Origin of the sequence: Mycobacterium palustre (assembly GCF_002101785.1) — a bacterium.
Classification (GTDB): Bacteria; Actinomycetota; Actinomycetes; order Mycobacteriales; family Mycobacteriaceae; genus Mycobacterium; species Mycobacterium palustre.
The window spans coordinates 71,215-85,789 of record NZ_LQPJ01000109.1 but is presented as its reverse complement, the minus strand read 5'-3'; the positions used below and the strand labels follow the sequence as shown (position 1 = coordinate 85,789).

General features: G+C 63.3%; 12 protein-coding genes. 1 reads left to right on the top strand and 11 read right to left on the bottom strand.

Going from position 1 to position 14,575, the window contains the following annotated elements:
* Window positions 1-57: 57 nt before the first annotated feature.
* The 9 genes from AWC19_RS16315 to AWC19_RS16275 are packed head-to-tail and all read right to left on the bottom strand — an operon-like array spanning window position 58 to window position 10,361.
* Window positions 58-768: a hypothetical protein gene (locus AWC19_RS16315; RefSeq protein ID WP_085079191.1), complete on the bottom strand. Its 711-nt coding sequence runs from the start codon at window positions 766-768 to the stop codon at window positions 58-60.
* Window positions 732-2,252, bottom strand: a complete 1,521-nt coding sequence (locus AWC19_RS16310) for an MCE family protein (RefSeq protein WP_085079095.1) — start codon at window positions 2,250-2,252, stop codon at window positions 732-734. The genes AWC19_RS16315 and AWC19_RS16310 overlap by 37 nt, the downstream gene beginning before the upstream one ends.
* 1 nt (window position 2,253) lies before the next feature.
* Window positions 2,254-3,375: an MCE family protein gene (locus tag AWC19_RS16305; RefSeq protein ID WP_085079094.1), complete on the bottom strand. Its 1,122-nt coding sequence runs from the start codon at window positions 3,373-3,375 to the stop codon at window positions 2,254-2,256.
* Window positions 3,376-3,407: 32 nt separating this feature from the next.
* A complete protein-coding gene (locus AWC19_RS16300; RefSeq protein ID WP_085079093.1) occupies window positions 3,408-4,808 on the bottom strand; it encodes an MCE family protein in 1,401 nt (466 codons plus the stop codon).
* Window positions 4,805-6,202: an MCE family protein gene (locus AWC19_RS16295; protein WP_085079092.1), complete on the bottom strand. Its 1,398-nt coding sequence runs from the start codon at window positions 6,200-6,202 to the stop codon at window positions 4,805-4,807. Before AWC19_RS16295 ends, AWC19_RS16300 begins: the two co-directional genes overlap by 4 nt.
* Before the next feature lie 26 nt (window positions 6,203-6,228).
* Window positions 6,229-7,257, bottom strand: coding sequence for an MCE family protein (locus AWC19_RS16290; RefSeq protein ID WP_142281239.1), 1,029 nt, complete (start codon window positions 7,255-7,257; stop codon window positions 6,229-6,231).
* A gap of 33 nt (window positions 7,258-7,290) precedes the next feature.
* Window positions 7,291-8,700 carry an MCE family protein gene (locus AWC19_RS16285; protein ID WP_085079091.1) on the bottom strand — a complete coding sequence of 470 codons (1,410 nt, stop codon included), beginning with the start codon at window positions 8,698-8,700 and terminating at the stop codon, window positions 7,291-7,293.
* Window positions 8,701-8,706: 6 nt separating this feature from the next.
* Window positions 8,707-9,570 (bottom strand): MlaE family ABC transporter permease, encoded by an 864-nt coding sequence (locus tag AWC19_RS16280; protein WP_085079090.1) that lies wholly within the window; start codon window positions 9,568-9,570, stop codon window positions 8,707-8,709.
* Complete coding sequence (locus AWC19_RS16275) at window positions 9,567-10,361, bottom strand: MlaE family ABC transporter permease (RefSeq protein WP_085079089.1); 795 nt, start codon at window positions 10,359-10,361, stop codon at window positions 9,567-9,569. Before AWC19_RS16275 ends, AWC19_RS16280 begins: the two co-directional genes overlap by 4 nt.
* 1,164 nt (window positions 10,362-11,525) lie before the next feature.
* Here AWC19_RS16275 and AWC19_RS16270 point away from each other — a divergent pair.
* The gene (locus tag AWC19_RS16270) at window positions 11,526-12,137 is read left to right on the top strand and encodes a DUF305 domain-containing protein (RefSeq protein ID WP_245849038.1); all 612 of its coding nucleotides are present in this window, start codon (window positions 11,526-11,528) and stop codon (window positions 12,135-12,137) included.
* 504 nt (window positions 12,138-12,641) lie between these two features.
* On the opposite strand, the gene AWC19_RS16265 is transcribed toward AWC19_RS16270, so the two are convergent.
* Together AWC19_RS16265 and AWC19_RS16260 are read right to left on the bottom strand one after the other, a co-directional pair.
* A complete protein-coding gene (locus tag AWC19_RS16265; protein ID WP_158090894.1) occupies window positions 12,642-13,307 on the bottom strand; it encodes a TetR/AcrR family transcriptional regulator in 666 nt (221 codons plus the stop codon).
* Between the two features lie 412 nt (window positions 13,308-13,719).
* Window positions 13,720-14,496 (bottom strand): hypothetical protein, encoded by a 777-nt coding sequence (locus AWC19_RS16260; RefSeq protein WP_085079086.1) that lies wholly within the window; start codon window positions 14,494-14,496, stop codon window positions 13,720-13,722.
* Window positions 14,497-14,575 lie beyond the last annotated feature (79 nt).

Here is a 14,575-nt window from a genome sequence, read left to right as displayed (position 1 = left end):
CAGCTGACTCCCTCTGTTTCTGGTCGGGTTTCCTGGTGCCACCTGAACGGGGCCCGCTCATTGCACAAAGGAGACGTTGGATACCTTGACCTCGTCGCCAAACTTCTCCAGCGAAATCCTCATTCGCCACTCCCGCGAGGGTTGATCTTCGGCACCGAGATTCGACGTCTTGATCGACACGGCGACCAGCACCTGCGCTTTGTCGCCCGTGTCGGATTCCAGGCCGGCTTCGCTAACTGTTCCCACCGACTTCGATTGCGCCTTCTTGACCACGTCGATGAACGGTTGTTTGCGCTGCGAGAACTGGTCGTAGAACTTGCCGGTAGCCAAATCTAAAATCCGCTGGACATCGGGCTCCGCGTGTTGCCAGTCGATCGTGGTCAGGTTCAACGCACACTGGCGTCCGACCTGAAGGAACAACTGCCTCTGAGCCTGAGCCTCGTGCGATTGATAGGCCCGGAATCCCAGCCACCCGGCGGTCGCCGCCAAGGCGACCACCATGACCGACCCCACTATCGTGGCGAGGCGCACGCCGGATGACGGCGTTTCCGAAGCCGCATTCGCGGAGCCGTCGTCCACCCCGTCGTCGACCACGACGTCACCATCCTCGGCCTGGTTGACGTCGCCCCCATCGGGGGCGGCGTCAGCCGTCGGCTCGCTTTCCTCCTCGGATGCCAGAGTGGAACCGTCGTCGGTGTCGGGTGACTGGGTCGCCTTCGTGATTTTCTTGCTCAATTCCCCGTTGGGGGAGTCAGCATCTGCTGCCATGTTCGCTCCTTGCCGGCAGTGCCAGCCAGCGTGGGCTGCTTGTACCTCTGCCCATCTGGTCCAACATACTCGCCGGTAGCCGGATCGTACTCGGCCGCCGCGATTGGCGGCGGCGTCTCTCCCGGCGACGCCGTGCCCCGCCCCGGCGAGGCCGCGGGGGCCGGCGGGCCGCCGGGGAACCCGGCAGGTATTGGCTCTCCGGGATCGAATTGTGGGACGCCTTGTCCGGTCAGCGTCGCGTTAGGATCGCCCTTCCAGTTGAAGCCGTCGTTGAGCGGGACGTACGGCTCGTCGCTTTCGCACTGTTTCACCGTCGCCGCCCGCTTGCCAGGCCGAGTCTCGCAAGGATAGTTGCGCGCACCGCGCACTGCGGTCAAATTGGAATCCTGCGGGATCCGGCAGTAGACCAGGCCCGGCGGCCGCGGCGGCGCGTCCTCGAAGACGGCGGATCGCTGCTGCTGGACCGGGAAGAACCCGGTGGTGCACGGGGGTGGCCAGTTGAGGTTCAAGTTGAAGCTCAGACCAAGCCCTCGGTAGGGCCCCTTGAGGTCCTTGTCCGCCAGCTGTATCGCTTGGGAATCGGCCACCATCTGCGGCACCTGCACCAATAATGCCTCGATGTTGTCGCGGTATGTCAGCGCGACTTCGCCGACGGCATCGAGGTTGGACACCGCGGTCGGCAGCGTCGGCTCTACGCGGTCGACGACCTTGCGCAACGAGTCGAAAATCGGGCCGATCGTGTGAATTGTGTTGGTGAAAGCGGAGTTGTTTCGTTCGACTGTCTCCACTTGGCGCGTTATCTCCGCGAGGTTCGCGGCCCATGCCTGGATCGAATCCGACGACTCGGTTTGGCTGTCCAGGATCGGCTTCGGCTCGTCGATTAAGGTGGTTATCGCGTCCAGGTTTTCACGGGCACCGGTCGCCAGTTTGGATCCGCCGGCGATCAGCCTGGACAGTTCCGGGCCTAGGCCGCCGAACGCGATGTAAGACTCGTCGACGACCGTCTTGAGGTTGTCGCGGGGGATCGCGGTCAGGCCGCGGTTAGCCGCCGCCAGGAGCGAATTGATGTTGGGTGGAATCGTGGTGCGATCCTGAGGGATCACGTCGCCGTTCTTGAGCATCGGCCCCTTGCCGCTGCGCGGCACGAGATCCACGTACTGCTCGCCGATGGCCGATGCGCTGTGCACGTGTGCGATGAGATCGGCGGGAATGGCGACATCAGATTTCAGCGAAAGGACCGCCTCGACCCCACTGTTAGTCAGGTGCACTTTCGACACCTTTCCAACCTCGACGCCGCGGTAGGTGACGTTGCCGGCACGGTACAGCTCGCCCGCCCGGTCCAGCTGCACCCTGACGGTGTAGCGACCGATCCCCAAATACACAGCGGGCAGCTTGGCGTAGTAAAGGCCGACGATCCCGGCCATGACAATGGAGATCGACGCGAAGATCGACAAGGTGATGATGGTACGACGAGTCAAGCGCATGTCATGGCCCCTGGTTGAACTGATAGGGAGCAACCAGCGGGTTGCGCGCGGTGTAGGGGCTTGGCATCACCCCAAGGGTGCGGCCCCACTGCATCTCGAGCTCGGTCAGGTTGCCCTCCCACCGGGTGCCGGTGAACATAGACGAATCGATCCGGCTCAGGGTCAAGTCGAATACACCGGTCAAGTTCCCGTAGTCCCCCCGGATCCATTTGGCGACAGGGGGTTTCGAGAACAACGGCACCGTAAGGTAATCCAGGCTACGAGTCAAGGCTATCCCCGCGTTAGCAAGCGACTGCTCCACCGGACCGATGTCGCCGACCTCCTTGAGCAGATTTTCCTTGGTTTGCTCCAGCACGTCGGCGAGCGGGTCGCCGAGCTTGGGGCCGAACCGGCCAAGCGCGTCGGCCAGCCTTTCCCGCTCATCCTTGAGGACGGTTATCGCGGCCGGGATGGTCTTCAGCGCCTTGTCGAGGACCGGCTTCTGCTCGGCCACTTGACCGACCAAGTTGTTAAGGCTGTCGAACGCGGCAATGATGTCGCCCTTCTGCTGATCGAGGTAGGCGGTGAAGGTATCGAGCTGGCCGATAAGGCTTTTCAGGTCTTGTGCGCGGCCGGCGAATGCGGTGCTCAGCGCGCGTGTGATGTCCTGAAGCTGACCTAGACCGCCGCCGTTGAGCACCAGCGACAGCGCACCAAGCGTCTGTTCGGTCGTCGGGTAGGCGCTCGACGACGCAAGCGGGATAACGGATCCGTTGTGCAGCTTCCCCTTTGGCGGAACGCCGGGGGGTGTGCTCAGCGCGACGTGCAGCGTTCCCAGCAAGCTGGTCTGACCGATCGTCGCTGTCACGTTCGCCGGTATCTCAGCATCGGGCTCGATCGTCATCGTGACCAACGCATGCCAGCCTTGGCGCTCGACCTTGGCCACGTTTCCGATGAGCACGTCGTGGTACTGCACCCGAGAGTTCTCTTTCAGGTTCTGCACATCCGGCATCTGCGCCTGGATGGTGTAGTTCCCCGGACCGACCCCCACTCTGCCCGGAAGCGGAAGCGAGTTGGCGCCCCGGAAGCCCCGAAGGCTGCCGCAACCGGAGACCGCGGCCACGGTCAGCGCGATGAGAAGCATTGCGCCGCAGCGGCGCTCGAAGCTGTGTCGGCTCAATGCCCTCCCCCTACGTCTCCCATGTTTTCCACGGTGCTCGGCAGCATCATGGAACGCAGACCGCTGGCGGGATCGACCGGCAGTGGGTTAGCCGGTTTGGCCGGTACGTATGGCGCGTTCGTGTTGATCATGCCGTTGCCGAAGAAGTTGAAGATTTCGTTCGCCGGCGGCAGCGGCCCTTCGGGCGGCGGCACGTTGCGGAATGCCTCCTTGGGCGGCGGCCCGGACGGCGGGATGTAGTCGGGCCTTAGCCAGTCCTCGCTGTACGTCACTTCGTTGGGACGCGCCGAGGCCCCGACGAAGGGGTTCAGTCCGAGCGGCAAAAAGTTGACCTGACGGTTCTTCAGGATCGGCGCCATATATTGCACGCACAGCTTGGCCGACTGCTCGGCGCCCAACCTCGATGCCGCCTGCACCGCCGAGCAGAGAAACTGCAGCGGGTTGGCGAAGTTTTGCAGCGCCAACGCCCCCGTGAACGCGGCCTGGGCGGGTTGATAGATGTTCAGCACGTTCTGAAACACGTTGGGGCCGACGTGCAATGCCTGCTTAACGTCGTCGAGACTTTGGTACAACGCGGTCGTCAACTCCGCCAGCTTGTCCGAAGTGATACCTATCGTCTCTCGATGATCGTCCAGGAAGGCGGTTGCCTTTGCGAGCACCTCGTTCTGGGAGTTGACAAAGTCCCCGACCTTGAATGGCTCGTCATTCAACGCCCCCGAGACCGCGGCGAGGTTCTGGTTCAGGTGGCGCAACAGGTCACCGCTGTCGCGCAGCGCGGACACCAGAGCCGCAAGGCTCTTGAAGGTGCCGTACAGGTCGCCGCTATGGTCGCCGAGCGCAGAAACCGCCTGCGACAGTTTGACAACGGCGCTGCGGATGTCCCCTCCCTGACCGCGCAGGTTGGTCGCCGCGGTGTTGACGAACGCCCCCAGGGTGCTGATGCCGCCCGGTTGCGTGGGCTGCAGTATCTCGGTGAGCTTCTCGAGTTGCGCGCGGAGGTCATCCCACTCCACCGGCACGGCGGTCCGGGCAAGCGGGAGCACCGTACCATCGGCCATCGTCGGCCCACCCGTGTAGGCGGGGGTCAGCTGAAGCTCGCGGACCGTCACCAAAGACGGCGACAGGACCACGGCTTTGGCGTCGGCCGGCACCTTGTATTTGTTGTCGAACCAGAATGAGATCTTCACGCGGTCGGGCTGCGGTTCGATTTTGTCGATCTTCCCGACCGCTACTCCCAGGATCACCACGCTGTCGCCGACAAAGATGTTGTTGGCGTTGTCGAAGTACCCGACAACGTGCGTGCGGCCGCCCGATGATCGCCACAGCGCGCCCATCCCTCCGACGAGCGACAGCACCAGCATCGCAGCAAGAACCAACTTCGTCTTGCGGGATTTCATTGTTGACCTCCTGGCGGCGGTGACGGCGGACCAGGCCGCGGACCGAAGGATTCGTCTGGCGCGACTACAGGTGATCGGCCCGGCGGTATCTGACCGGGGGCGGGCTCCTCGACCGGTCCGCTCGACGCGTTGCCCGGTCCTGGACCTGGTGCCGGCGGCCCCGGCGGTGGTCCACCGGGAGGCGGTGCCGGCGGCTCCGGCCGAAGCGGATAACAACCCGGTGCCCCCGGCCGACCTGGCACACTGCAGGGCTGGTCACCAGGATTTCCTGTGATGGCGTCCGGAACGTGCAGCCGCGGTTCGCCGCCCTGGCCGGTCCGCGGGTAGGGCATGGGCAGAGGCGGTGTCCCGGGCTGGCCGGTCTGGGGGTCGGTGAGCTGTGAGGGCAATTTGGTGGCGGGATCCAATCCGAGGTCGGAGAATGCGGAGTCGATGAACGGCTGGATGAACTGCCCCGGCAGCAGGTTGACGATGTAGGCCTTGAAGAAGGGCCCGGAGGCAACGGCTTCACCCAGCGCGAGCGCGAAGCTGTCGAGTCCCTTGAGCGCCTCTTGGATGCGTCCCTTGCGGTTGTTGAGGAGCGCGACCACCCCGTTGAGCTTGTCCAGCGCCGGCTTGAGCGTTGCGTGGTTGTCGTCGATGACCGCCGCCAGCGCCCGGACGAGTGAGGCGTCGTCGTCGAGTACCTTATCCAAATACCGGTTTTGCGCTTTCAGCTCCGCCAGCAGGGAATTGGTTTCGCCGACGAGGTTGACCACCTCGTCACTGCGCTCGGCCAACACCTTGGTCACCTTGTTGGCGTTGCTCAACAGCTTTCGCAGCTCCTTGTCCCGCTCGGTCAAGGTCTGTGAGAACCGCGCCACCCCGTCCGCCGCGGCCTTCAGCTGCGGTCCCGTACCACTGAACTCGTTGGCCAGCACCGAAAGCGCACTGGAAAGCTGGTCGGTGTCCAACTTGGAGACAGTCGTCGAAAGGTCTCCGAGCGCATCGGGTAGCTGATAAGCGGGCGTGGTCCGCTCCAAGGGGATCGGCTTGTCGAGCCGCCCCTCGCCGCGCGGAGTGAGTTCGATTAGCTTGCTGCCCAGAAGCGTCTTCGTTTTCACGCTGGCCTCGGTGCGGTCGCCGAGCCGCACGTCGCCGGGAACGGTGAACTTGACCAGAACCCGCGGACCGTCCAAGGTGATGCTCGACACCCGCCCGACGCGGGCACCCGAAACTTCGACGACGCTGTTGGTTTCCAGACCGCCCGCCTCAGCGAAGTACGCCGCATACTCCTTTTCGCCGGTGAGGAAGGTGAACTTCTGGTAGTTGGTCGCCACCAGTATGGCCACCGTCAGCACGACGATACCTGTCCCGCCGATGAGATACGGGTTGCGTTCGGAGAACTGCTTCATTTCGAAGAGGCGTCCGAAAAGTCGTCTCATTTCGGGGTGCACCTCCCCGAACGCTGGCTGGCCAGCGTGATGTACGTCGGCTGCCCGTTCTTGCCGTTCACCTTCAAGATCAGGTCGCACAGGTAGAAGGTGAAGAAGTCCCCGTAGAGCCCCTCCCGGCCGATCACTCGATAATCGTCGGGCAGCGTGTTGATCAGGTTGTCAACAAAGTCCTTGTCGGCCATAACGGTTCCGGCGACGCGATCGGTCTGGTCGACCACTTTCTTGAGCGGCAAGCGGGCCCTCTTGAGGATCTCGGCACCCACCGCGAACGTCCTGTCAGCGCCGCGGATGCCGGCCGTGACATCCTTCTTGCGGGCTTCCAGCGTTTTCATCAGCGTCGACAGCGAGTCGACGGCCTTGCCGACCTGGTCACTCTGGTCGCCGAGGGAACCAAGAACAGTGTTCAGGTTGGTGATCAGCTGGCCGAACATCTGATCCCGATCGGCCAATGTGTTGGTCACCGAGGCGGCCTGGGTGAGCACCGAGCCCAACGTCGCGCCCTGGCCTTGCAGCGCCTGAATCAGCTCGGCGCTGATCGAGTTCACCTGATCGGGGTTCAGCGAGCGGAACAGCGGCCGCAGGCCGCCGACCAATGCGTCCAGATCAAGGGCGGGTTGCGTGCGGCTCAGCGGGATGGTCGCCCCGGGGTCGAGCTTCTTGACCCCTCCCGCGCCCTCCTCCAGGGCCAGGAACCTGCCGCCGAACAGGTCGTCGTACCGAACGACCGCTCTGCTGCCCTCGGTGAGCACTACCGAATCATCTGCCGAAAACTCAACGCGCACGGTGGAATCGGGCTGAACGGTGACTTTCTTGACCTTGCCGACCTCCACGCCTGCGATGCGTACGAAGTCGTTTTGCCGAAGTCCCGAGACGTTGGTGAATATGGCGTTGAAGGTGTTCGCCTTCTCGAAGCGGTATTGGGAGAACACGGCGAAGAGCAGGGCGATCCCCGCCGAACACACGGCGGCGTAGACGGCAAAGCGCAACAGCACGCCTAGAAATTTCTCGCGCAAAGTCTGCCTTTCTCGTACGCGGGTCGTGTTGCGCTAGTGGGGCTTCGGGGGCGTTCCCGGGTAGGCCGGGACGAACGGCTCCGAGCCCGGCGGCGGCTTACCCATGCCCGGGTCTTTGGGTCTCCCGGCTGGCGGCGCCGGCGGCAGCCCCGGAAACAGTGGCGTCCCGTCCGGGGCGTAGCGCCGCGCGCCGTAGGGCGGCGCGCCCGGATAGGGCACCGGGCCGACCGCCGGGCCCCCTTCGTCTTTCAGGGTCGGCGGAAGGGGCGTCCCGCGGGTAGACGGCGAGTACAGGGCATAGCCCGGGAAGCCGATGCCGGGGTTGGGTCGCACGTCCATGCCACCGCCGAACCCCGAGTCGGTGATCAGGTATCTCTGCGGGAAGTTTTTCTCGACGTCGGGCAATGAACCGCAGCTGGGCGTTCCACCGGGGCCGCCCTTAATGTCGAGGACGGGCAAATTGTCGGGATACTTGTACGTATCGTCGCCGAAGAGCAGCCCGGCGTCGGCAATGAACGATCGCCCGTTGAAGGTGAAGGCGTCGGCGTATCCCCTGTCCATGATCAGTTTTGCGCCGAGGAACGTGCACGTCAGTTCCGGGTTGTATTTCATCAGCAATCGCGTCGTCGGCTCGAGCACGTTGAGCAGATGAGTGAGCTTTTCCCCGCTCTGGTCTAGGAGTTTGCCACCGCTGTCGCCAAGCCCGGCCAGGGCGACCAGTGCGAAATCGAGGTCTTTCGATTTCTTGGTGATCACCGAACTGCTTGTGCTCCCGGCGTTTAACGTGGCCATCAGGCTCTTGGCCGCGTCACTGTAGGTGTCGTTGAATCCCTTGAACGCGCGCCAGTCCGCCTGGAGCAACTCGCTGCGGGGGTTGACCGCCATCAGCACCTGGTTGAAGTCGCTGATGGCCTGGCCGATGGCTTGTCCTTTCCCGCGAAACCCTTCGGCGAGCGCGGCAATCACCGCGTTGATCTTGGCGGGATCGATCTGGTTTAACACGCCGACCAGGTCCGAGAGCACCGTGTCCGCTTCGATGCTCACTTTGTTGGTGCTCAACACCGCTCCCGACGCCAGGCGTTTGGGGGTCGGGTCGCTGGGTGGACGCAGATCGACGTATTTGGCACCGAACGCGGTGGGCGCGCTGATCTGAACCTCGACGTTGGCCGGAATGTATTGCAGCTGACTAGGATCCAGCTCCAACTGAAGAGTCGCTCCATCTTTCGGCGTGATCGCAGCGACTCGGCCGACCTCTACCCCGCGGTACTTCACGACCGAATTGGCGTCCATCACCAGGCCGGCCCTGTCGGACACCAGGGTCACCTTCGCGTACGACTTGAAGTCTCGATTGAAGGCAGTGATGGTGAGTGGAATCATCCCGATCAACGCGACGACCAGGATCAGTGCCCACCATCCGGGGTGTACCGTCCGCTTTTGTCTCATCGAAGGTTATCCCGACAGGTGGAAGTCGCCCGACTTCCCGTAGAGGACTAAGGACAGCACGAAAGTTAAGGTGATGGACACCACGATCGAGGCGCGCACGGCGCGCCCCACCGCCTCGCCCACGCCTGCGGGGCCGCCAGCGGCGGTGTATCCGTAGTAGGTGTGGCTGAGCATGACGATCACCGCCTGCACGGTGCATTCGAGCCCTGACACGAGCACGTCGCGCGGCAGCAGGAAGGTAAAGAACCAGTGGTCGAAGCCGCCCGCCCCCTGATGGTAGGCGAGGACGACGATGGTCCGAGTTGTTATCACCGAGCCGACAAAAGTTACGCAATACAACGGCGGCACCACTAACAGGCCACCCAGCACCCGGGTCGACACAAGGTACGCAATGGACCGGATGCCGATGACTTCCAACGCGTCGATCTCCTCGCTGATCCGCATGGCGCCGAGTTGGGCGGTGGCGCCGGCGCCGATCGTGGCCGCGAGGCCGTTCGCAATGATGAGGGGAAGCTGCAGGCGCACGTTGGCGTAGGCGGAGAAGAATCCCGCGATCGCCCCCACACCGAGGCTGCTCGCTTGGACGTAGCCGAAGATCCCGACGATGGCCGCAGCGCTGCCGGTCAGGACCGCGAGGATCACTACTTCTCCACCGATCAACGCCAGAGCACCCACGCCCAGGCTCATGTCGGCGAGGACGCGCATGATCTCCGCCTTGTACCTGGCGACAGCGTCGCCGGTCGCGACAAGGGCTCTGGCATAGAACGCCGTTTGTTCTCCGAGGCGCGTCCATTCGCGGCCCCACTTGCGCGTGCTGCGCGCCAACCGCGGGTACCGGGCCCTGGCCACCGTCCTAACGTCGCCCGTCATGTCGCCAGCGTCGTCGTCGCAGTGATTACGCTAACGATGATGTTCACGATCAGGAGAGCCAAAAATGTGAACACTACAGTCTCGTTGACGGCGTTACCGACCCCCTGCGGACCGCCCCCCGCAGTGAGCCCCTTGTAGCAGGCGATCAACCCGGCCAGCACGCCGAAGATCGAGGCTTTGAGGAAGCTCACCGCGACCGCGGGAAGGCTGGTGAGTAGCGTGACGCTCGAGGCGAAGGCGCCGGGATTGCAGTTCAGAGCGTAGATTGCGAAGGCGTAGTCGGCGCACAGCCCCGCGATGCATACCAAGCCGTTGATCAAGTTCCCGGTAATGAGGAGCGCGAAGACCCTGGGCACCACCAACCGGTGGATTGGGTCGATGCCCAACACCCTCATGGCGTCGACCTCTTCGCGGATCGTGCGCGCGCCGAGGTCGGCGCACATTGCGGTGGCGGCGGCACCGCTCAAGACAAATACCGTGGTCACCGGACCGATCTGCGCAACGGTAGCCAGCCCCGAGGCCGCGCCGGTGACATCGCCCGCGCCGAACGAGACGGACGCGACGCCGAACAAGAACACGACCATGCCGTTGAAACTTATCGATTGCGCGATGGCGGGGAAGGTCGACACTCGGGCGATGAACCAGCACTGCTCGACAACCTCACGCCAAAAGAACGGCGGGCGCAGGGCCAGGACACCGGTGTCCAACGCCAGCGCTAAGAAGCCGCCGATCTCACGGAGGGGCTTTTGCAGCGGCTTGGCCAGCCCAACCAACGGTACAGTCGAGACCACTAGCAGGCCTCACTACTGTTTTCCCCGGCGCCGGTAGGACCGGCCGCTGCGAGCCTGACGAAGCTCGCCGGAAACGGTGTCTGCCCTCGCTCACCCGCCGCGATCGCCGACCACGGAAGTGTCAGAGGTGAATAGACTTCTGGCACTCGATCCCTCTCCCCCTTCCGCCAACTATCTCGCTCGTTCCTCGTGTCCATCCGATGAGCTGAGGTAATCCGGACCACACTTTGGACCTGAGGTGTGCGGGACCACATTATGCAGCGGCAAGTCCTAAGTCAATAGTTTTCTGTCCGAGCCGTCTCAAAAAATTGTGCCGGCCCTCGATGGCCTGATTGGTCGACCGACTTACACTGCCCCGCTTAGCCTTTCACGGCCGAGTCGACGGCCGGCGAACCGCGGCCCCGAAGCCGCTCGACCCACGCAGGTAGCACCTTTTTATCAAGATTAGATATACATGGGCCAGCGGTGCGGCCGTTCCGGGTGATGCCATCGGCTCCGGCGCATGCGAGCCGGTGCCGAAGAGGTGACGAAAAGGCTTTCGCCACGCGAGTTTAGCGTCACTAAACCACTCTGGGGACGGGGCTCCTGACCAGTCAGATCCGGTCTCGCCGGTACGATTCGACACATCTGTCCAGCAGGGCAAAAGCGCACCCGGGGTGCCGTCGCCGCCTCGCCGCGAACGCTCAGGGCTGTCCACTCGCGGCCGTCACTGGTGGCAAGGTTTAGTGTCGCTGTACCTTTGGGCCTGTCCGAGAAGCGATCTCACCGCGCGCGCTGGTGCGCGAGCCGGGGCGCCGCACCGGCTTCGCCCTGCGGTGGCCGCCGTCCGATTAGTGAGACCGCGAGTCTCCCTAATCAAACGCCGTCGGATTAGTGAGACCGGCTGTCTATCTAATCGACGTCCGGGCCATGGAAGGGCGGGAAGGCAAGATCGACGAGAACGATCGATCGCCGGCAGACTCAGCTAGCACGAACCGGCGTCTTCAGCGTGCGACGCGGACATCGCCCGCCCGTGGCGCCAGGCCAAACCGGCCGAATTTGCGTCGACGCACGGCGTGGCCCCCGGCAGGCGGGCCTGCTCGCCGCCACAAAATGGACCCCTGTGGGCGAATGAGGTTGCCTAGAGTAGCCCAAGAGCGAAAAAGCATCCACTACGCTCACACCGTGCCGTCGCTTAACACCCGCCGCGCCGCCGGCCTCGCGATCTGCGCTGCCGCGTTGCTCCTATCGTCCTGTGCCAGCTCAGGTTCTGGCAACCAGGCTCATCCCACGCGCAGCGATGACAAGCCCGTTATTTCCGGGGAGCCTGCGGGCTACAACACGACCGACGTGACTTTCGCGAGAAACATGACGGCGCTTGAAGAACAGGGAATCAACCTGACGCTGCTCGTTCACGACCACTCTACCGACTCCGGGATCGCCACGTTTGCAGCTAAGTCCGAAGCGGCCCTGCAGTTGGATACCCAGGTCTTGAAGGCGCTGAGGGCGCAGTGGAAAGAGGACCAGGACAACCAAACGCCGGGTGGCGGCGGACCCAGTCTCACAGCTCACGGCATGGTCGACAGTGCGACCGTTACCCAGCTTAATACATTGTACGGACCCGAATTCGACACCCTATGGCTAAAGTCGATGATCAATCTTGACCAGGGCGCAATTGAGCAGGCCAACGCCGAAATTGCCAACGGAAAGAACGTGGACGCCGTGAGCCTCGCCAAGCAGGTTGTGAAGACGCGGCAGGCCGAAATCGGCCAGATGCAAGAAATGCTTGGCAGTTAAGTGACCGCCACGCTGGTCAATCGGTGTCGGCTCGCCTCGCCGCGTGTTGCCCCGGCGGTAATGATCACCCCTTCGCCATGGGCTCCGCTGCGGGAACCCGGCCGGCCTCACTCCCGGTTCCTAGAGGCGGGCAAGACGATCGTGCACAAATCGGATCGAACCCAGTCTCGACGCCACGCGGACTGCCTCAACCGCGGCTCGTTGGGAAGCGACGCTGCGAGTGTCGGCCAGCCGGACGGGTCGCCCTGGTGGCTCTCACCTAGCGGCGCGCCTACCCGCGCCGCGGCGACCGTGATGATCAATGCCGTGTGCAACAACAACGAACCGTTGGATCCGCACCGTGTAATCCGTTGCCGCACAACCACAACAGTTGATCGACGTCGGAGCCACCTGCGTCAGCGTCGGCGACATCCTGCCGCTGATGCCGGACTCCCGGTCGACCAGTTACGCGCTCCCGTTATGCACCAGGTCAGGACCCCAGCCCGGCGGAAGGGCGGTGCCCGGTCATGTCGCCGCGGCTGGCCTAGCGCCCCGCGGGTAGGCCCCGTCGATGGTGAGACGAACCATTTCGTCGAGGAACTCCTCGATGCCTGGCTGCGGGCGGGTTGCACCCTCGAACATCCAGTCTCCGAATACCGCGATCGCGAATACGAGTCCGAAGATCAGCCGCGTCATGACCGCGGGGTCGAAGGGACGGAATCCGCGATCCTGGATCTCGCGCTCAACGATTGCTTCGAACCGTTCGAGGAGCGCACCAAGCTGCGGTGCCGGAGCGGTGTCGGTGGTCAACGGCCCGCTTGCGGCGCGGGCACCGATCATCTCGTGGATCAATCGCCGATTGGCCGACAGTACCTCGTAGACGCCACGATAGAACTCATACATCTCCACATATGGGCTTTTCTCACCGCGGGGCCGCGCACCCCAGTCCGCTATGTACTCGGAGACAAAGGTGTTGAAGGGGGCGAGTACAGCCTCTTCGAAGAGCTTGGCCTTCGATCCGAAGTGGCGGAAGATCATCGGCTCCGACACCGAGGCAGCCCGGGCGATTGCTCTCGTACTGGTGCCCGCGTAACCGCGCTCCGCGAACAGCGCGCGAGCCGACTCCAGCAGCAAGCGCTTCCCTTCACCGCGCGCCACCTTTTGGCCGTCGACTATTGGCTTTATGGGCACCTCGCTATTTTGGCACGTCGACCGGCACCTCGGAGGGCCGAAGCTCACTAGTGTTTGTGGCACGGGGGTGACGAGGAGGTGTCCGAAACATTCGCGGGCCTTCCGCCGCCACCTTGGATGCACGGTTTGCGCCGACCGCGGGATTTGTAGGCCTCTCTACGGCAGCTGCAACGGGTAATGGTATCAACGGTGTTGACTGCGGTTACCGATCCGGGCACGTGCCGAAATTGAACGACTCTCAGGGAGATTCGCCAGCGCGGGGGTTGGCACCGGGGGCTCGAATCTGGATTGTGCCCACCGACGACCGCCTGCCGGTCGAGACAAGTCAATACACCGGAGGAGCGTCATGGTCACCCACCGCCGGTCGTCCTAAGCTGTGACACCGGCTCATCGCAGACTTGGTAAGCGACGGTTAGGAAGCCGCGGCGGTCTCTGTGACCGCTACGGGCAAGGCGTCCGATTCTGCCACTTGGCCACGCAACGCCCGGAAGATTAACCAGCTCTGAACCGTGATCCAGACGGTGAACAGGACAAACGGCGACCAAAACACGAGGAGACCGTTCCACGCAAACGGGCCCGAGCGCGGGATGAATGCAATAGCGCCCGCCTCGAACATAATCGTTATCCACAGCGACGTATAGCCCCACCAGCGCGGGAACGGATTGTTCTGGACCAGTCGGGTGGCCGGCCGCAGAGCGATCACCGAAACGCCGACCCACAAAAAGACGTAGAACTGGTCGGTCGTCGTCATGGTCAGCGATGCCAACTCGTGCATCAGCGTGGTGACCTCCGAGTTTTTCCGAGGTGCGGTGTATGCCGCCACGCCCCAAAACAGCGGCGGAAGCGCTAAGAACAGCGACATCAGCGCACCGCTGACGAGCGACAACGCGCTCCAGACCTTCCAACCACCCGTTTCGACCCGCGCCATTTGAATACTTAGGACGACTAGAATCGGCATCATGAAAGCGCCCGTCCAGCTGCACAGAACGGCGCCCAACTTGATTTTGCCTTCGTTGCGCACGTACCAGTCGGCCACCTGATCGGCGCTCCACGCCGGATTCTTCAATGGGACCTGCTGCAACAAGAAGATGAAAGCGATGGCATAAACGACAGCCAGGACAATTCCCCACCACAAGATCGCACGCTGGCTGCGTTCAGAGAAGAAACTCCGCCCGGAAGGTTGGGCCACGCCAGCTCCTTTGCACGTCGCAACCTCTGTGTGACGACTTCCATCGAACTGATCCATGATAACGATCGTTCGCCATGAT

Excerpts from the sequence above, each read along its gene's own strand:
- AWC19_RS16300 (WP_085079093.1), bottom strand. The coding sequence starts at position 4,808 with ATGAAATCCCGCAAGACGAAGTTGGTTCTTGCTGCGATGCTGGTGCTG.
- AWC19_RS16310 (WP_085079095.1), bottom strand. The coding sequence starts at position 2,252 with ATGCGCTTGACTCGTCGTACCATCATCACCTTGTCGATCTTCGCGTCG.
- AWC19_RS16315 (WP_085079191.1), bottom strand. The coding sequence starts at position 768 with ATGGCAGCAGATGCTGACTCCCCCAACGGGGAATTGAGCAAGAAAATC.
- AWC19_RS16280 (WP_085079090.1), bottom strand. The coding sequence starts at position 9,570 with ATGACGGGCGACGTTAGGACGGTGGCCAGGGCCCGGTACCCGCGGTTG.
- AWC19_RS16285 (WP_085079091.1), bottom strand. The coding sequence starts at position 8,700 with ATGAGACAAAAGCGGACGGTACACCCCGGATGGTGGGCACTGATCCTG.
- AWC19_RS16305 (WP_085079094.1), bottom strand. The coding sequence starts at position 3,375 with ATGCTTCTCATCGCGCTGACCGTGGCCGCGGTCTCCGGTTGCGGCAGC.
- AWC19_RS16295 (WP_085079092.1), bottom strand. The coding sequence starts at position 6,202 with ATGAAGCAGTTCTCCGAACGCAACCCGTATCTCATCGGCGGGACAGGT.